The 18,357-nt window shown below is 74.2% G+C and carries 14 protein-coding genes; 7 read left to right on the plus strand and 7 right to left on the minus strand.

Going from position 1 to position 18,357, the window contains the following annotated elements:
• Positions 1-98: 98 nt before the first annotated feature.
• The gene (locus ACFHW0_RS12415; protein ID WP_416607430.1) at positions 99-1,244 is read left to right on the plus strand and encodes an MBL fold metallo-hydrolase; all 1,146 of its coding nucleotides are present in this window, start codon (positions 99-101) and stop codon (positions 1,242-1,244) included.
• Positions 1,245-1,279: 35 nt separating this feature from the next.
• On the opposite strand, the gene ACFHW0_RS12420 is transcribed toward ACFHW0_RS12415, so the two are convergent.
• Positions 1,280-2,791, minus strand: coding sequence for a deoxyguanosinetriphosphate triphosphohydrolase family protein (locus ACFHW0_RS12420; RefSeq protein WP_416607431.1), 1,512 nt, complete (start codon positions 2,789-2,791; stop codon positions 1,280-1,282).
• A 181-nt stretch (positions 2,792-2,972) separates the two neighbouring features.
• Here ACFHW0_RS12420 and ACFHW0_RS12425 point away from each other — a divergent pair, with 181 nt between their 5' ends.
• On the plus strand, positions 2,973-5,489 hold the full coding sequence (locus tag ACFHW0_RS12425; protein ID WP_416607432.1) for a Tex family protein: 2,517 nt from the start codon (positions 2,973-2,975) through the stop codon (positions 5,487-5,489).
• Positions 5,490-6,027: 538 nt separating this feature from the next.
• Positions 6,028-6,462 (plus strand): hypothetical protein, encoded by a 435-nt coding sequence (locus ACFHW0_RS12430; protein WP_416607433.1) that lies wholly within the window; start codon positions 6,028-6,030, stop codon positions 6,460-6,462.
• Positions 6,463-6,541: 79 nt separating this feature from the next.
• On the opposite strand, the gene ACFHW0_RS12435 is transcribed toward ACFHW0_RS12430, so the two are convergent.
• Positions 6,542-7,501 carry a DUF389 domain-containing protein gene (locus ACFHW0_RS12435; protein ID WP_416607434.1) on the minus strand — a complete coding sequence of 320 codons (960 nt, stop codon included), beginning with the start codon at positions 7,499-7,501 and terminating at the stop codon, positions 6,542-6,544.
• Between the two features lie 230 nt (positions 7,502-7,731).
• On the opposite strand from ACFHW0_RS12435, the gene ACFHW0_RS12440 reads away from it, so the two are divergent.
• The 4 genes from ACFHW0_RS12440 to ACFHW0_RS12455 all read left to right on the plus strand — a co-directional run bounded on the left by ACFHW0_RS12440 (position 7,732) and on the right by ACFHW0_RS12455 (position 12,233).
• Positions 7,732-8,427, plus strand: a complete 696-nt coding sequence (locus ACFHW0_RS12440) for a sugar transferase (protein ID WP_416607435.1) — start codon at positions 7,732-7,734, stop codon at positions 8,425-8,427.
• Complete coding sequence (locus ACFHW0_RS12445) at positions 8,424-9,572, plus strand: DegT/DnrJ/EryC1/StrS family aminotransferase (protein WP_416607436.1); 1,149 nt, start codon at positions 8,424-8,426, stop codon at positions 9,570-9,572. The genes ACFHW0_RS12440 and ACFHW0_RS12445 overlap by 4 nt, the downstream gene beginning before the upstream one ends.
• Positions 9,569-10,213: an acetyltransferase gene (locus ACFHW0_RS12450; protein ID WP_416607437.1), complete on the plus strand. Its 645-nt coding sequence runs from the start codon at positions 9,569-9,571 to the stop codon at positions 10,211-10,213. Before ACFHW0_RS12445 ends, ACFHW0_RS12450 begins: the two co-directional genes overlap by 4 nt.
• A 148-nt stretch (positions 10,214-10,361) precedes the next feature.
• Positions 10,362-12,233, plus strand: a complete 1,872-nt coding sequence (locus ACFHW0_RS12455) for a polysaccharide biosynthesis protein (RefSeq protein ID WP_416607438.1) — start codon at positions 10,362-10,364, stop codon at positions 12,231-12,233.
• Between the two features lie 61 nt (positions 12,234-12,294).
• Here ACFHW0_RS12455 and wecB read toward each other — a convergent pair whose 3' ends face one another.
• The 5 genes from wecB to ACFHW0_RS12480 form a co-directional block, all read right to left on the minus strand.
• On the minus strand, positions 12,295-13,419 hold the full coding sequence (gene wecB, locus ACFHW0_RS12460) for a non-hydrolyzing UDP-N-acetylglucosamine 2-epimerase (protein ID WP_416607439.1): 1,125 nt from the start codon (positions 13,417-13,419) through the stop codon (positions 12,295-12,297).
• Complete coding sequence (locus tag ACFHW0_RS12465) at positions 13,416-14,654, minus strand: glycosyltransferase family 4 protein (protein WP_416607440.1); 1,239 nt, start codon at positions 14,652-14,654, stop codon at positions 13,416-13,418. Before ACFHW0_RS12465 ends, wecB begins: the two co-directional genes overlap by 4 nt.
• Positions 14,651-15,778: an NAD-dependent epimerase/dehydratase family protein gene (locus tag ACFHW0_RS12470; protein ID WP_416607441.1), complete on the minus strand. Its 1,128-nt coding sequence runs from the start codon at positions 15,776-15,778 to the stop codon at positions 14,651-14,653. The genes ACFHW0_RS12465 and ACFHW0_RS12470 overlap by 4 nt, the downstream gene beginning before the upstream one ends.
• The gene (locus tag ACFHW0_RS12475) at positions 15,772-16,812 is read right to left on the minus strand and encodes an SDR family NAD(P)-dependent oxidoreductase (RefSeq protein WP_416607442.1); all 1,041 of its coding nucleotides are present in this window, start codon (positions 16,810-16,812) and stop codon (positions 15,772-15,774) included. Before ACFHW0_RS12475 ends, ACFHW0_RS12470 begins: the two co-directional genes overlap by 7 nt.
• Positions 16,813-16,968: 156 nt before the next feature.
• Positions 16,969-18,207, minus strand: coding sequence for a glycosyltransferase family 4 protein (locus ACFHW0_RS12480; RefSeq protein WP_416607443.1), 1,239 nt, complete (start codon positions 18,205-18,207; stop codon positions 16,969-16,971).
• Positions 18,208-18,357: the final 150 nt, after the last annotated feature.

The raw sequence follows: 18,357 nt of genomic DNA on the forward strand, positions 1-18,357 counted from the left end.
GACGTGCGGGCCCGCCGACCCGGCGGGCCCGCCGACCTCCCGCCGGTCCCCTGGTGGCCGGGCTACCGTGTACGACGGGACACGGCGGAGGGACGACGATGGGCGCACCACCGGAACGCGCGGGACTCGACCGGGCACTCGGGCGGCGGCTACGCGGCGCGGCCGGGCTGGCCGCGCTGGCCGGGCTCGCATGGGTGGCCCGGGACGTGCCGGCGGCGCTCGGCGGCCGGCTCACCGGCGCCCGCGCGGAGCGGGCCGCCCGCTCGCCCCGGTTCCGCGACGGCACCTTCCACAATCCGGGCGGCACCCGCTCGATGGCCGGCGCCCCCGACCGCAACCTGGTCCGTGAGCTGATCTTCGGCAAGCAGAAGCGCCGGCCGGGCGCCGCCGTGCCGCTGGCGCGCCCGGGCGCCGCCCCGGCCAACGACGTCGGGCGGGAGCTGAGCGTCGTCTGGTACGGCCACGCCTCCGCGCTGATCGAGATCGAGGGCCGCCGGGTGCTGCTCGACCCGGTCTGGAGCGACCGCTGCTCGCCGTCGCCCCTGGTCGGGCCGCGCCGCCTGCACGAGCCGCCGGTACGTCTCGACGAACTGCCCCCGGTGGACGCGATCCTGATCTCGCACGACCACTACGACCACCTCGACATGGCGACCGTGCGGGCGCTGCTGGGCAGCCAGTCGGCGCCGTTCCTGGTGCCGCTCGGGGTGGGCGCGCACCTGGACCGCTGGGGCGTACCGGCGGAGCGGATCGTCGAGCTGGACTGGGCGGAGAGCCACCGGGTGGCGGGGCTGGAGATCACGGCCACCGCCGCGCAGCACTTCTCCGGCCGGGGGCTGCGCCGCGACGGCACGCTCTGGAGTTCGTGGGTGGTCGCCGGCGCACACCGGAAGGTCTTCTACACCGGCGACTCCGGCTACTTCGACGGCTACGCCGAGATCGGCGAGCGGCACGGGCCGTTCGACGTCACGCTGATGCAGATCGGGGCGTACGACCGGGCCTGGCCGAGCATCCACATGTTCCCCGAGGAGGCCGTCGCCGCCCACCTCGACCTGCGCGGCGGGCTGCTCGTACCGGTGCACTGGGCGACGTTCAACCTCGCCCTGCACGACTGGTCCGAGCCGGTGGACCGGATCTGGGCCGAGGCGAAGGCGCGGGACGTACGGCTGGCCGTGCCCCGACCCGGGGAGCGGGTGGTGGTGGACGACCCGCCGGCCGTCGACGGCTGGTGGCAGGCGGTGGCCTGACCTGGGCGGACGTGCTGCCGCACCGGGCGCCGCCCTCAGAGGACGAAGGCGTCGGTCCAGAGCGCCCCGGAGCGGCCCGACAGGGCGTCCAGCATGGCGACCGCCTGGCCGTCGGTGAGCTGGGCGACGAAGTCGACGATCGCCCGCCCGCGGGCCTTGCCGATCCGGTCCGGCGTACGCGGGTGCAGCTCCGCCTCGGCCAGCTCCACCAGGTCGTGCAGGCGGCGCGGCAGCCGGGACTCCTCCTCGGGGTCGAGCAGCCACTCCAGCAGCGCCTCCACCAGGGTGCCCAGCAGCCGGGCCTGCCCGCGCTGGTGCAGGGCCAGGTCCGGCCGGGCCAGCACGAACCGGTGGTGGACGAACTTGAGCACCTGCACCTCGTGCCACTGCGCCGGGGCGAGCAGCACGTGGCCGGAGCGGACCGCCGGCTGCTCGACCACGGTGATCGCGTCGACGAAGCGGGTCGTCCACCGGGCGGAGAACCGGGCCACGTACTGCTCCGCCTCGATGGAGCCGTCGAAGGGCATGGCGAGCAGGCCCTCCACCAGTTCCTCGCGGACGTGCTCGACGGCGGCGGCGAACGCCTCGTCGTCGGCGATCCAGGCGTCCTTGCGGTGCAGTTGCCGGCGCAGCCGCTCGATCGCCGAGCCGGGCCGGCGGGCGGCGGTGGCCAGGGCCGCGTCGGTGATGGCCCGGAAGTGCCCGCTCTCGCGCTGCCAGGCCATCAGCTCGGCGGCCACCGCGCCCTGCTGGAGCACCCCGACCCGGTAGAAGTCCTCCACGTCGTGGATCGCGTACGCGACGTCGTCGGCCGTGTCCATCACCGACGCCTCGACGGTCTGCTGCCAGTCCGGGATCCGGCCCACGAACGGCTCCCGGGCCTGCCGCAGGTCGTCGACCTCGGTCCGGTACGCCCCGAACTTCGACGAGCCGCTGTCCGGGTCGTCCGGCGGCGGGGTGGCGCCGCGCGGGGGCGGGTCCATCAACCGGGGATGCGGGTCGGGATGGTCCAGCCGCGTCCACGGGTACTTCAGCAGCGCCGCCCGCACCGCCGCCGTGAGGTCCAGGCCGGTGGTCGCCGCCCCGCGGATCTCGGTGCTGGTGACGATGCGGTACGACTGGGCGTTGCCCTCGAAGCCGTCGGTCAACCCGAGCCGCTGCCGGGCCAGCCGGTCCAGCACCCGCTCCCCCAGGTGCCCGAACGGCGGGTGGCCGAGGTCGTGCGCGAGCGCGGCGGCCTCCACCACGTCCGGGTCGCAGCCGCCCAGCTTCTCCAGCAGGTCGCGGTGCCGGTCGTCGGCGGTCAGCCGCTCGGCGATGGCGCGCGCCACCTGCGCCACCTTGAGGCTGTGGGTCAGCCGGTTGTGCACGAGCAGGCCGGAGCCGCCGGGGCTGACCACCTGGGTCACGCCGTTGAGCCGGGCGAAGAACGGCGAGGCCACGATGCGGTCGCGGTCGGCCCGGAACGGGCTGGCGGCGAGGTCGCCGAGCGCCCGGGCGCTGCCGCCGAAGAGCCGCCGGGCGCGCGGGTCCACGGGAGGTTCCATGATCGCCACGCTAGCGCAGCGCGGGCCGGAGCGCCGACGGGTCGCCGCCGGCTCGCCGGGCCGGGGGCGGCGACGGCGCCACGGGGCGAGGTGCCGGCTCGCCGGGCCGGGGGCGGCGACGACCGTCGGTCCGGGCCGGCACAATGCACAGCGGAACCCACACCGAAGGCGGATCGAGATCGTGACCCTCTCTGTTCATCAGCGGATCGCCGAGGAACTCGGCGTCGCCGAGCGTCAGGTACGGGCGGCCGTGGAGCTGCTCGACGGCGGCGCGACCGTGCCGTTCATCGCCCGCTACCGCAAGGAGGCCACCGGCCTGCTCGACGACACCCAGCTGCGCACCCTGGAGGAGCGGCTGCGCTACCTGCGCGAGCTGGACGAGCGGCGCGCGGCGGTGCTGGAGTCGATCCGTGGTCAGGGCAAGCTCGACGAGGCCCTGGAAGCACAGATCATGGCGGCCGACTCGAAGTCCCGCCTGGAGGACATCTACCTGCCGTACAAGCCCAAGCGCCGGACCCGGGCGCAGATCGCCCGCGAGGCCGGGCTGGAGCCGCTCGCCGAGTCGCTGCTGGCAGACCCGGGTCAGGACCCGCGCCAGGCCGCCGCCGGCTACGTCGACGCGGAGAAGGGCGTGGCCGATGCCGCCGCCGCCCTGGAGGGCGCCCGCGCGATCCTCATCGAGCGCTTCGCCGAGGACGCCGACCTGATCGGCACGCTGCGCGAGCAGATGTGGTCGCGGGGCCGGCTGGTCTCGCGGGTACGCGACGGGCAGGAGTCGGCCGGCGCGAAGTTCGCCGACTACTTCGACTTCGCCGAGCCGTACCCGAAGCTGCCCTCGCACCGGATCCTGGCCATGTTCCGGGGCGAGAAGGAGGGCGTGCTCGACCTGACCATGGAGCCCGAGGAGGCCGGCGAGGCCGACGCGGTGCCGACCGGGCCGAGCCGCTACGAGGCGGCGATCGCCGGGCGGTTCGGCATCACCGACAAGGGCCGGCCGGCGGACCGGTGGCTGGCCGACACGGTGCGCTGGGCCTGGCGCACCCGGATCCTCATCCACCTCGGGGCGGACCTGCGGATGCGCCTGTGGCAGGCGGCCGAGGAGGAGGCGGTACGGGTCTTCGCCACCAACCTGCGGGACCTGCTGCTCGCCGCCCCGGCGGGCAGCCGGCCCACGATGGGGCTGGACCCGGGCCTGCGTACCGGCGTGAAGGTCGCCGTCGTGGACGCCACCGGCAAGGTGGTCGCCACCGACACGATCTACCCGCACGAGCCGCGCCGGCAGTGGGACGCCTCGATCGAGACCCTCGCCCGGCTCGCCGGGGCACACGGCGTCGAGCTGGTCGCCATCGGCAACGGCACCGCCAGCCGGGAGACCGACAAGCTCGCCGGCGAGCTGATCAAGCGGTACCCGCAGCTCAACCTCACCAAGGTGGTGGTCTCCGAGGCCGGCGCGTCGGTCTACTCCGCCTCCGCGTACGCCTCCCAGGAGCTGCCCGGGCTGGACGTCTCGCTGCGCGGCGCGGTCTCCATCGCCCGCCGGCTCCAGGATCCGCTCGCCGAGCTGGTCAAGATCGACCCGCGCTCGATCGGGGTCGGCCAGTACCAGCACGACCTGTCGGAGGTGAAGCTCTCCCGGTCGCTGGACGCGGTGGTCGAGGACTGCGTCAACGCGGTCGGCGTCGACGTCAACACCGCCTCCGCGCCGCTGCTGACCCGCGTCTCGGGCATCGGCGCCGGCCTGGCGGAGAACATCGTGCTGCACCGCGACGCGAACGGCCCGTTCCGCACCCGCTCGGAGCTTAAGAAGGTCGCCCGGCTCGGGCCGAAGGCCTTCGAGCAGTGCGCGGGCTTCCTGCGCATCCCCGGCGGCGACGACCCGCTGGACTCCTCCAGCGTGCACCCCGAGGCGTACCCGGTGGTGCGTCGGATCCTGTCCACCACCGGGCAGGACCTGCGGTCGCTGATCGGCAGGAGCGCCATCCTGCGGGGGCTGCGGGCCACCGACTTCGTCGACGACACCTTCGGCCTGCCCACCGTCACCGACATCCTCGCCGAGCTGGAGAAGCCGGGCCGTGACCCGCGGCCGGAGTTCCGCACCGCCACCTTCGTCGAGGGGGTGGAGAAGATCGGCGACCTGGTGCCCGGCATGGTGCTGGAGGGCGTGGTGACCAACGTCGCCGCCTTCGGCGCGTTCGTGGACGTCGGCGTGCACCAGGACGGGCTGGTGCACGTCTCGGCCATGTCCCGGACCTTCGTCAAGGACCCGCGCGAGGTGGTCAAGTCCGGCGACGTGGTCCGGGTCAAGGTGCTCGACGTCGACGTGCCCCGCAAGCGGATCTCGCTCACCCTCCGGCTGGAGGACGACGCGGAGGCGGGCGCCGGGCGCGGCGGCCCCGACGGCGGGCGCCGGGAACGCGGCGGGCAGGGCGGACCGCGCGGCGACCGGGGCACCTCCCGGGGCGGTCAGGGCGGGCAGCCCGGCCAGGGCGGCGCACGCGGTGACCGGGGCGCCCAGGGCGGCGGACGTGGCGGTCAGGGCGGCGGCGCACGCGGCGGTCAGGGCGGGCAGGCTGGTCAGTCCGGGCAGACCGGGCGGGGCGGGCGGGGCGGGGCGCAACGGCAGGGCCGTGGCGGGGCGGGGCCCGCGCCGGCGAACGACGCGATGGCGGACGCGCTGCGCCGGGCCGGACTCGCCTGACGTCACACCGCTCACGGAACACCGCTGACGGAGCGGCGCGGGACGCCCGGGCCATGCCCGGCCGGGTTCGGGCCGGGCCGCCCGGACCGAGCGGCACGGGACGCACGCACGACGCTGTCGAGCTGACGTCGCAAACGATCCGGATGACGGTTCGGGCGACTCGCCTGATGTCGCATACGACTCAGCTCGACAGCGTCGTGCGGAACTCCCGCCCGCCAGCGGGCTCACCGGCCACCAGCGCCGGGTGGTGCGCCTGTCGACCGACCGGACCGGCGACGGAGCGCGCCGGTGCTTCCCCCTGGCGCGCCCACCGGTCGGCGGTGCGGCGTGGTGGCCGGTGCGTTCCGGAGCGCGCCCATCGCCGGACGGGACCGGCGGGGGCGGCGCGCCGGAGCGTCCCGAGGCGCGCCCGCCGACAGACCGGAGCAGCCGGATGACGCTCGCACTGGTGCTTTCCGGTGGCGGGCGTCGCCGTGGCGCACCGGTCGCTGGACAACCTCCTCGCCTGGTGCCGGCGGCGGGGCGTACCGTCGCGGTCGTGGATGTGGGCGACGGCCTGGAGTGGCGGGAGCGGCAGCGGCGGGCGGTGCGGGCGCACGCGGCGGCCGACGAGCGGCGACGGGCGGCCGAGCGCGCCGAGGCGGCGGAACTGGTCGCCTGGTTCGTCGCCGAGGCCACCCGGCGCGGGCTGCCCACGGAACGGCTCACGGCCCGGGGGCTCGACGGGCGCGGGAGCTACCGGACGAGGCTGCGCGGCTGGTACGTCGACCGGGCCCGCACCCGGGCGGTCGACGTCGACGGCCGCTTCCACCTGCTGACCGTGGCGGGCGGCCCGCGCGCCCTGCTGCTCGGGGCCGAGCCGCAGCCCAGCCCGCCGCCGCTCGTGGTCGGCGCGGGCGGTCGCGACGGCGAGTCGATCCCCCTGCGCACGCTACTGCTCCGCCGGCTGGAGGCCGATGACACGGCGCCCTGAGCGGGGCGCGGCGCCCTGAGCGGCGCGCGGGCAGGCGCGCCGGGCTGGGCGCGCCGGGGGGCCAGGCGGCCCCGGCGGGTCAGCGGGTGACACCGCCCGGCCGGCGGAGCCGGCGCCGCCGGCCCAGGTGCCTCCACCACGCCTGCTGCACCAGCAGCGTGGCCAGGCCGGCGAGCAGGATCGCGCAGAGGTTGATCACCAGTTGGAGCGCCGAGCCGGACGCCTCGTGCCAGACGCCGTAGGCGACGGCGACGGCCGCGTTCGCGGCGGCCGGCACGGTGGTCACCGAGATCAGCACGCCGACCAGGCTGCCGGACTTCTTCGAGGTCAGGGAGAGCATGCCGGCGACTCCTGCCAGCAGGCCGACCACCCAGGACAGCGCGTCGGGCCGCCAGATGAAGTCGGTCAGCGGGCGTTCGGACTCCAGCATCCCGCGCTCGACCAGCCCCACCGCGTCCAGGCCCCAGGTGCTGAGGACGGTGACCACCATCGCGGCGAGGAAGCCGACCACCAGGGCCTGCACCGACCTGCCGATGACCGGCGGGTTGCGGCGCAGCAGCGCGACGCAGAGCGCCGCCAGGGGGCCGAACTCGGGGCCGACCACCATCGCGCCGACGATGAGGATCGGCTGGTCGAGCAGGACGCCGACGCCGGCGAGCATGGTGGCGACGGTGAGCAGCACGAGGTACGTGGCGGAGAGTTCGGTCTGCTCGCCGGTCTTGGCGGCGATCTCGTCCCAGACCACCGCGTCCGCCCCGCTGCCCGGCGCCTTCTCGGCCGCCCGGCCGGCCGCCGAGGAGATGGACAGCTCGACGTCGTCGGCCGAGATGGCGCCGCGCTCCTCCACACCGAGCTGCTGGAGCGCGTGCAGCACGCCGTCGGCGCTCTCCCGGACCACGTCGCAGAGGATGAGGTCGCCCGCCGGTTGACGGGCGGCGCCGGGGAACACCGCCAGGTGGGTCACCCCGGGATCGGCGGCCAGCAGGTCCGCCACGGCGGAGGACAGGTCGCTCGGCGCGATGACCCTCAGATGCAGCACCGGCTCTCCCCCGCGTCGTGAACCGTCGAGCACTCTACTGCCGGCGCGGGCGGGCCGAGGTGCCACGTCTTCGGCACCGGGCCGCGTCCTGACGGGCCGTTACGCGGTTGACCTGTCGGGATCGGCGTCGAGTGTGGCGGTTTCGCACCGGCGACACGTTCATCCCTGTTACAACGTGATTGTCGTTTGGTGCCCGACTCTGCCTGGAGGTCGAAGCCTTGCCTGGTTCCGTGAACACGCCGGGAAACCTCGCGGAGCGGCCCCAACCGGAGGCCCTCAAGCGGGCGATCGACGTGCTGGCGGCCGTGGTGCTGCTGGTCCTGACCGCGCCTCTGATCCTCGTCGTGGCGGTGCTGGTGGCGGCGGGACTCGGCCGGCCGGTGCTGTTCCGGCAGCCCCGCGCGGGACGGCACGGCCAGGTGTTCGAGCTGGTCAAGTTCCGCACCATGCTCCCGCCGGATCCGCTGCGGGGACGGGTGCGCGACGGGGACCGACTGACGCCGCTGGGGCGGTTCCTGCGCTCCACCAGCCTGGACGAGCTGCCGACGCTGTGGAACGTGCTGCGCGGCGACATGAGCCTGGTCGGCCCCCGTCCCCTGCTCACCGAGTACCTGCCGCGCTACTCCCCCACCCAGGCCCGCCGGCACGAGGTCCGGCCGGGCGTCACCGGGCTGGCCCAGGTGCGTGGCCGCAACAGCCTGGGCTGGGAGGAGAAGCTGGACCTGGACGTCTGGTACGTCGACCACCGCAGCCTGCGGCTGGACCTGTCGATCCTCGCCGCGACCGTCCGCACCGTGCTGCGCCGCGAGGGGATCTCCGCGGCGGGCTCGGCCACCGCGCCCGAGTTCCTCGGCACGCCCCCGCTGGTCCCCGCCGCGCCGGGACCGGACGCCTCCCTGACCGTCCCCGCCGGAGGTGGCCGATGAGCGGGACCATCCACCTGTCCCCGCCCGACGTCGGGCCACTGGAGGAGTCGTACGTCGTCGCGGCCCTGCGGTCCGGCTGGGTCGCGCCCGTCGGCCCGGACCTCGACGCGTTCGAGCGCGAGGTCGCCACGCGGGTGGGCACCCGCGGCGCCGTCGCCGTGAGTTCCGGCACGGCCGCGCTGCACCTGGCCCTCCTCGGGGTGGGGGTCGGCCCCGGCGACGCCGTCATCGTGCCGACGCTGACGTTCGTGGCGACCGCGAACGCGGTCCGCTACGCCGGCGCGCGGCCGGTCTTCGTGGACTGCGACCCGCACTCCGGCAACGTCGACGTGGCCCTGGTCGACGAGCTGATCCGGGCACTCGTCCTCCGGGGACAGCGCGTCGGCGCGGTCGTCCCCGTCGACCTCTTCGGCAGCTGCGCCGACCACACCGCGCTGGCCCCGGTCTGCGCGGCGGCGGGCGTACCGGTCGTCGAGGACGCCGCGGAGGCCCTCGGCGCGACCCACCACGGCCGGCCCGCCGGCTCCTTCGGGCAGGTGGGCATCCTCTCCTTCAACGGCAACAAGATCATGACCACCTCGGGCGGCGGGATGCTCGTCTCCGACGACACGGCCCTGCTGGCCCGGGCCCGGTTCCTGTCGACGCAGGCCCGCGAGCCGACGCCGCACTACGAGCACCGCGAGACGGGCTACAACTACCGGCTGAGCAACCTGCTCGCCGCGCTGGGCCGTGCCCAGCTCGTCCGGCTGGACGGGATGATCGCCCGGCGCCGGCACCTGCGCGACCAGTACGCCAAGCTCTTCGCCCCGATCCCGGGTGTGCGGCTGCTCGGCGTGGAGGACCCCGGCTCCAACTGCTGGCTGACCACCATCGCGGTCGACCCGGAGCGGGCGGGCTGGCGGGCCGCCGACCTGGCCGCCCACCTGGCGGGGCGGGACATCGAGACCCGCCCGGTCTGGAAGCCGATGCACCTGCAACCGGCGTACGGCGACGCCGAGTGCCTCGTCACCGGGGTGGCCGAGCGGCTGTTCGCCGACGGGCTGGCCCTGCCCAGCGGCAGCGCGCTGAACGAGCGGCAGGTCGGCCTCGTCCTCGCCGCCGTCGACGAGTTCCTGGCGGCCCGCACGGGAGCGTCGACGGCGTGACGATCCCGCTGGTGGTCGTCGGCTGCGGCGGGCACGGCCGGGAGGTCCTCACGATCGCCCGGGCGATGGACGCCGCCGCCGGCCGGCCGCGCTGGCACCTGCTCGGGTTCGTCGACGACCGGCCCGCCGAGGAGAACCTCAAACGGGTGCAGCGGCTCGACGTGCCCTACCTCGGCGGTGTCGCCTGGCTGCGCGACGCGCCCCCGGACGCGCACCACGTCATCGGCATCGGCGACCCGCGCGTCCGGCGGGCGGTCGCCGCGCGGGTCGACGCGTACGGCACGCCGGCGGCGAGCCTCGTGCATCCGGCGGCGACGATCGGGCCGGACACGGTGCACGGGCCGGGCTTCGTCGCCTTCGCCGGGGCCCGCGTCACCACCAACGTCACGCTCGGCCGGCACGTGCACCTCAACCAGAACGCCACGGTCGGGCACGACTGCGCCCTCGCCGACTTCGTGTCGGTCAATCCGCTGGCCGCCGTCTCCGGCGACTGCCACCTGGCGGAGGGGGTGCTCGTCGGCACGACGGCGGCCGTGTTGCAGGGCCTGCGGGTGGGCCGGGACAGCACCGTCGGGGCGGGCGCCTGCGTCGTCCGCGACGTGCCGGATGGTGTCGTCGTCAAGGGCGTACCCGCCCGTTGAACCGACGGGCCATCGGCCCGACGGACGAAAATTCGGTCATCAAACCTGAAACGCTCCAAACATTACTCTCGGGCATGTATCAACTTAAAGAGCCCAAAGCTCCTTCCGCCCTGCGGCGGAAGCGGTCGGAGACGGACAGGGAGCACAGATGCCGCCGGAAACAGAGACCACCCGACTCGGTGAGCAGAGGTCGCACCGGGCCAGGGCCCGCCGCCGCACCATCGGATTCCTCGCCACCGACAGCACCGCCTGGGTCGGCGGGTTCGTCGCGGCGGTCTGGTTCCGCTACGAACTCGACCTGGCGTCCGGCCAGCTCGCGCGCGCCGCCACCTGCGGCGTTCTCGCCGCCGTCGTGCACGTGGCCGTCGCGGCGGTCCGCCGGATCTACTCCGGACGCCACCCGCTGGGCAGCCTCCAGGAGGTGCAGGGCGTCGCGGGCACGGCGGCCACCACCGCCGCGATCATGCTGATCGGGCTGCTGCCGGCCGGCGTACGGCCGGTGCCGGCGAGCACGCCGCTGGTGGGTGGCGCCCTGGCGCTGCTGTTCATGCTGACCGCCCGGTTCACCTACCGGCACCGCCGTGACCTCGCCATGCGCCCCGACGCCCGGTCCTCCAACCCGGTGCTGCTGTTCGGGCTCGGCGACGCCGGACAGGGGCTGCTCCGGGCCATGCTCGGCGACCCGCGCGGACGCTACCGGCCCGTGGGCGCCCTCGACGACGACCCCGACAAGCGGGACCTGCGCATCGGCGGCGTACGCGTGCTCGGCGGGCGTCAGGACGTGGCGGCGGCCGTACGGCGTACCGGCGCGACGACCGTCATCTTCTCCGTCGCCAACGCCGACGCCGCGCTGATCCGGCAGATCCGCGAGGCCACCCTCCAGACCGGGGCGGCGTTCAAGGTGCTGCCGCCGGTACGGGACCTCGTCGACCACCGGATCACCGTCACCGACGTACGCGACGTGCAGATCGACGACCTGCTCGGGCGCCGGCAGGTGGTCGCCGACATGGCGCTGAGCGGTGACGGGCTCAGCGGCCGGCGGATCCTGGTGACCGGCGCCGGCGGCTCCATCGGCTCGGAGCTGTGCCGGCAGCTGATGAAGACGGACCCGGGCGAGCTGATGATGCTCGACCGCGACGAGTCGGCCCTGCACGGCCTCCAGATGTCGTTGACCGGCCGGGCCATGCTGGACGGTCCCGAGCTGATCCTCGCCGACCTGCGCGACGACGAGGGCATCCGGCGGATCCTGCGGGAGCGCCGGCCGGACGTCATCTTCCACGCCGCCGCCCTCAAGCACCTCACGCTGCTGGAGCGGCACCCCGGCGAGGCGGTGAAGACGAACGTCTGGGGCACCCTCTCCGTGCTCGACGCGTGCCGCGACGTGGCCCGCTTCGTCAACATCTCCACCGACAAGGCGGCCGACCCGATCAGCGTCCTCGGCTACTCGAAGCGGATCACCGAGCGGCTGACGGCGCACGCCTCCTCCCGCTTCCCCGGCACCTTCCTCAGCGTCCGTTTCGGCAACGTGCTGAGCAGCCGCGGGTCGGTCGTGACCGCGTTCCAGCGGCAGATCGAGCTGGGCCACCCGCTCACCGTCACCCACCCGGAGGTGACCCGCTACCTGATGACGGTGCAGGAGGCGGTGCACCTGGTGTTGCAGGCCGCCGAGATCGGCCGCGACGGGGAGGCGCTGGTGCTGGACATGGGTGAGCCGGTGCGTATCGCCGACCTGGCCCGGCAGCTGGCCGAGCAGGCGGACAGCAGCGTGCCGATCGTCTACACCGGGCTGCGCCCGGGCGAGAAGCTGCACGAGGACCTGTTCGGCACCGGCGAGACCGACGCCCGCCCGCTGCACCCGCTGGTGTCGCACGTGGCGGTGCCCGCCCTGGATCCGATGGAGGTCAGCGGCCTCGACCCGTACGACGATCCGGAGAAGGTGGTCGCGCAGCTCGCCCTGCTCTGCGACCACCCGGTCGGGCCGGTCCCCCGCGCCTCCGTGCAGGTGCCGTTGTCCCGCTGACCCGCCACACGGTGAGGGCCGGCGACCGGAAGCTCCGGTCGCCGGCCCTCGTGGTTGCGGGTCAGTGGCGGATACCCGCCCAGTCGTGGTGCCGGCGGACGGTGGAGAGGATGAAGTCGACCACGCGGCGGGAGGTGTCCGGGACCCGGTAGTCGACGGGGCAGGGCACCCCCTGGGCGGCGACCTGGGCCACGGTGACCTCGACCGCCTCCACGACGCCCTGCGGGTCGAGCCCGGTCATGATGATCCCGCCGGCGTCCAGCGCCTCGGGGCGCTCGATCGACTCGCGCAACGTCACGGCGGGGAAGCCGAGGATCGCGGCCTCCTCGCTGATCGTGCCGCTGTCGGAGAGCGTGCAGAAGGCCCTGGTCTGCAGGTGCACGTAGTCGAAGAGGCCGAACGGCTCGTGGAACGCGATGCCGTCGAGGGCGGTCGCGTCCGGCGCCAACGCCTCCAGCCGCTTGCGGGTACGCGGGTGCGTGGAGACCAGCACCGGGTGCCCCCACCGGTCGCGGACGGCCCCGAGGCAGTCGAGCAGGCGCTGGAGGCGGTCCGGCCGGTCCACGTTCTCCTCGCGGTGCGCGCTGACCACGAAGTACCGGCCGGGTGCGAGGTCGAGCTGGTGCAGGACGCCCGAGGCGGCGACGTCGGCCCGGTAGTGCTCCAGCACCTCCCGCATGGGCGAGCCGGTGTGCAGGATCCGGCGCGGATGCAGCCCTTCGGCCAGCAGGTTGCGCCGGGCGTGCTCGGTGTAGACCAGGTTGAAGTCGGCGACGTGGTCGACCAGCCGCCGGTTGGTCTCCTCGGGGACGTTGAGGTCGAAGCAGCGGTTGCCGGCCTCCATGTGGTAGACCGGCACCTGCATCCGTCGGGCCATCAGTGCGGCGATGCAGCTGTTGGTGTCGCCGAGCACGAGCAGCGCGTCGGGCCGGGTCTCGGCGATCGCCGCCTCCATGCCGACCAGCACGCCGCCCAGCACCCGGCCGAGCGACGAGGTGTCCACCCGCAGGAAGCGGTCCGGTTCGCGCAGCCGCAACTCCTTGAAGAAGACGTCGGAGAGCGTGCTGTCCCAGTTCTGTCCGGTGTGCACCAGCAGGTGGTCCACCGTGTCGTCGAGCCGGGCGATCACCCGGGACAGTCGGATGATCTCGGGTCGGGTGCCGACCACCGTCATGATCCGGGTCATGCCCGTCCTCTCTCTGCTGCCAGCTTGGTCATGATGTCCTCGAACTGGTCCACGCCCACCCGTAGCGACATGCGCTCCTGGTAGACCCGCCGGGCCCGCCGGCCCAGTTCCGCCCGGACCGCCGCGGACTCGGCCGCCGCGACGGAGAAGCGCGCGGCGAGCGCACGCCAGTCCCCCGGCGGGGAGACCAGACCGACCCCGGCCGAACGGACCAGGGCCGCGGCGTCACCGCCCACGGCCGCGATCACCGGCGTGCCGCAGGCCAGCGCGGCCTGCAGCTTCGACGGGATGCTGCCGCGCAGCGCGGGCAGGTCGCGCAGGCAGACCAGCTGCCAGTCGGCGGCGGCGTACAGCGCGGCCATCCGTTCGGCGGGCCGCCGGCCGACGAACCGCACGTTGTCGGCGCCGAGCTCGGCGGCGAGCCGGCGCGCGGCCTCCTCGCCGGCACCGGAGCCCACCAGCACCAGGTCGATCCGGTCGCGCACGGCGGCCGCCGCCCGGATCGCGGTCTCGATCCCCTGCAACAGGCCGATGTTGCCGGCGAACATCACCGTGCAGCGCCCGCGGTGGCCGAGCACCGCGCGGGCCTCGTCGGTGGCCGGCACCGGCCGGAACAGCGCGTCGTCGGTCCAGTTCCACACCACCCGGACCCGGTCGGGGTCCGCGCCCCGGGCCACGACCAGGTCGGCCATCGCCGGCGAGATCACCACGACGGCGCCGGCCAGGCGGTACGTCGTACGCATCAGCGCGGCGACGCCGCGCTCCAGGGCCCGGCCCGCCCGGCCGGCGGGGGCCATGCCCGAGCCGAGCACCGACTCCGGCCACAGGTCCTGGACGTGCAGCACGATCGGCGTACGCCGGGCCAGGCGGGCCAGCGCCGCCGCGGCGGCGGAGGTGGGTGGCGGGTGGTAGACGTAGGTGACGTCGACGCCCGCGAACCAGCGGACGCCGCCCAGCGCGCTGCTGGCCCCGAAGGACAGGTGGCTCAGCGCGCGCCGGGCGGCGGACGTGTCGTGGCTGGGATAGGCGGGCACGCGTCGGACGGCGACCGGCCCGTCGGTCTCGGTGTGCCTCCAGCGCTGCCGCCAGCCCGGGAAGGTCCGGCCGTGCGGATAGCTCGGGAAGGTGGTCAGCACCCGCACGTCGTGGCCGCGCTCGGCCAGCTGCCGCGCCAGGTTGCCCGGGATGAACACCCCTTCGGGCGGGTACCACTGGCTGACCAGGCCGATCCTCACGCGACGGCCACGGCGTGCTCCGGCCGGCCCGTCTCCACCGGCTCGGGCCAGGTGTCCGGCCGTCCCGGGTCGAACAGCTCGTTCGTCCAGAACATGGTCACCAGGTCGTCGCCGCCGGTGTTGACCAGCTTGTGCGCCCACATGGTGGGCATGTCCACCAGCACCGGATCGTCGCCGGAGACCGGGAACCGCACCACCGCGTCGTGGCCGACCCGGCGCAGGCTGATCTCCGCCGAGCCCCGCAGCACGACGAAGCGTTCCACCTTGGCCAGGTGGAAGTGCTCGCCCCGGATGATGCCGGGCCGGGTGGTGGAGCAGAAGGTCTGGCCGCCTCCCCCGTGCGCCTTGACCGTCTCGACCAGCTCGCCCCGGGCGTCCGCCCGGCGGGGCAGCGCCAGCGGGTAGTGCGCCGGGAAGCAGTGCGAGCGGTAGGTGTTGAACAGCCGCACGTCGTGCCGGTCCACGAGGGCCGGCAGCTCGCCCGTCCGATAGGTGGCGGCGACGTCGGCGAGCCGGTCGGCGAGGGCCCGTACGCCGGTCCGCAGCGCCGGCATGGCCGGGTCCCACGAGCCACCGGCCGGTACGCCGACGAGCCGGGCCGCCGCGTCGGTGACGTGCACCAGGCTCAGCTCACGGTCGCCGTGCACCTCCGGCTGCCCGCCCTCGGCGAGCAGCCGGCAGAACGTCGCGACCGCGGAGTTGTAGTACGGCCGGCCGTGCTCGCCGTACAGGTTGGGCAGCAGGACGTCGTTGACGGGCAGGCCCGTGTCGGCCAGGATGCCGGCGGCGGCGGCCTTGGCGTCGCCGTAGGGCGTGCCGTTGCCGGCCTGCACCGAGTTGGCGAAGACCACCGCGGCGGGCGGGGCCGGGCAGTGCTTGAGGCCCTGCGCGAGCTGGGCGGCGAGCTGCACGTTGCCGGCGGCGACGTCGGCCGGCTCGCCCCGGTTGACCCCGGCCAGGTGCAGCACCCGGTCGACGCCGTCGACCTTCGCCGCGACCCGCTCCGGGTCGGTCAGGTCGGCCCGGGTGACGACGACGGGCTCCGGCCAGCCGAGGACGCGCAGCAGCACCCGCACGTGCCAGCCGAGGAAGCCGCCGGCGCCGGTGACCGCCAGCCTCAGCACGCCAGCACCGGGTCCCGCAGGGCCAGCTCCGCGCGGACCTCCGGCAGCGTCTTCAGCAGCTCGACGATCTCCGGTACGCCGAGCCGCGGCGCGTTGGCGGAGTTGAAGTCCTCCCGCGGCCCCTGGCCCAGCTCGCCCTCGGAGACGTAGAGCGCGTAGTTGAGGTCGCGGGCGTCCAGCGGCACCCGAAGGAAGTCGCCGAAGTCGTCCGCCTGGGCGAGTTCCTCCCGGCTGGCCAGCGTCTCGTCCTGCTTCTCACCGTGCCGTACGCCGATCACGTCGAGCTTCGCGGGCACGTCGAAGAGCTCGCAGACCGCCTCGGCCAGGTCGCCCACGGTGCAGGCGACCGCCTTGCGGATGAAGATGTCGCCCGGCCGGGCGTGCTGGAAGGCGTGCTCGACAAGCTCCACCGAGTCGGCCAGCGACATCAGGAAGCGCGTCATTCCCGGGTCCGTCACCGTGGGCGCCCGGCCGGCCTTGATCTGCTCGATGAACAGCGGGATCACCGAGCCGCGGGAGTACATGACGTTGCCGTACCGGACGCAGGAGACCGTGGTCGCGCTGTTCGGGTTGTTCCGGGCGTGTGCCTGGGCGACCTTCTCCATCATGGCCTTGCTCATCCCCATCGCGTTGACGGGATAGACGGCCTTGTCGGTGCTCAACACGACCACGGAGCCGACGCCGTTGCGCTCCGCCGCCTCGACGACGTTGGCGCTGCCCAGGACGTTGGTCCGCACCGCCTCCAGCGGGAAGAACTCGCACGAGGGCACCTGCTTGAGCGCCGCCGCGTGGAAGATGTGGTCGATCCCCCGGCTGGCCCGCAGCACCGAGTCGTAGTCGCGCACGTCCCCGACGTGGTAGCGCACCCGGTCGTCGCCGAGCTGCCGGCGCATGTCGTCCTGCTTGGCCTCGTCACGGCTGAGCACCCGGACCTCGCCGACGCCGCGGTCGAGGAGGCGGCGCACCATCGTCCTGCCGAAGGAACCCGTGCCGCCGGTGATGAGGACCCGGCGGCCGGTGGTCATGAAGGTCATGGAATCTCCTGTGTCATCGCTCGCCGGCCGCCACCCCCGCCCTCGCGCGTGTGTTACCGGCAAGGCCCGCGCGTCCGTACGGCGGCAGGGCGCGTCCCCCGGGTGCGGCACCCGGGACAACGAGACGCCCGGGTAGAGAGATACGCATTGGGTGATTTACTCGACAAAAGGGGCGGATTCCGCACCGCTGACGTGTGACCGTAGGCGCATCACGTCCAAGATGCTTTCCCGGGCCACAGTCGATCGCCACCGACGGTAGGCGTCCGCGGCGGCCAGGCGCGCGTCGTGGCGCTGCTCAGGCGTCCGGGCGGCCCACCGGTCGATCTCCGCGGCCCAGGCGGCGGCCGTGAGGTCCGACACCACCGACCCGCCCCCGCCGGTCAGTACGGACGTCCACGGTGTGCGGTCGGAGCAGAGGACCGGGCAGGCGGCGGCAAGGCTCTCGGCGATGACGTGACCGAAGTTCTCCCCGAGAGTCGGCATGACCAGTGCGTCGTGGTCGGCGAGCGCCTCCACCACCTCGGACGGCGCCAGCACGCCCTCGTACCGGACCCGCGCCGTCGGTGGCAGCACGGCGATCAGCGCCTTGCAGCGCCGCCAGTAGGCCGCGTCCTCGATCGGGCCGTACACGACCAGCGTCACGGGCAGCCGCACGGCCGACAGCGCCTCCAACGCCAGAGCAAGGTTCTTCATCGCGGCGACACGCCCGACGAACACCAGCCTCAGCGGCCCTGGCGCGGGCGACGGAACCGACGCAGGTTCCGGCGGCAGCGGGCTCTGGTTGGCGTTGATCTGGACGGCCGCCCAAGGGAACAGCCGCCGGATGTCGGCGGCCTCCCGCTCGGTGGAGGCGTGGAACGACGCGTCCAGCCGGCGCAGGACGCGCCGCCAGCCGGCGACGAACAGCTGTTTGCGCGCCGAACGCAGCGACAGAGCCCCGGACGAACACTCGCCCCGCGGCGCCACCAGCACCCGGTCGGCCCGCAACAGGCCGCAACTGACGGCGACGATCGGGAACACCGACATCGGCGCCCACAGGCTGTTGACGTAGAGCAGGTCAAAATGCGTCCGCCGCAGCTCGCGCCAGAGCGCGAGCCACTGTCTCGGACTGCGCAGCGACAGGTAGAAGACCGGAACTCGGCCGCGGGCGTGCCAGCGACCGGACAGTCCCGGGTAGGACCGCACGTCGCCGAGGTCGCGGTCGCGGGTAACCAGCGTCGGCGCTGTCGCGGGCGAGGCCGCGTCCAGAATGTGCGCGACCGACCGGCCGGGGCCGCCGCCGCGAAAGCCCGGCTCGAAGTACGTGCAGGTGACCAGCACACGGAACGGCGCCGGCATCGGGCGGGTGTCCGGCCCGGAGAAACCGCTACGGTCGTCCAGGCGGCTCTGCTGCACAAGACCTCCCGGACCAGGGAACTGCACGCCGGATTCGAAGGGACAAACGAGCGCCGCGCCCGCCGGTTACCCCTCGTGGCGGATGCGTCAGGTCTGGCAAAGGCATTCGTCGACGATCGCGGCCGCGAATGTGAAAGCCGCCTGCACAAC

Origin of the sequence: Micromonospora sp. LOL_025, from assembly GCF_048060285.1 — a bacterium.
Taxonomy (GTDB): Bacteria; Actinomycetota; Actinomycetes; order Mycobacteriales; family Micromonosporaceae; genus Micromonospora.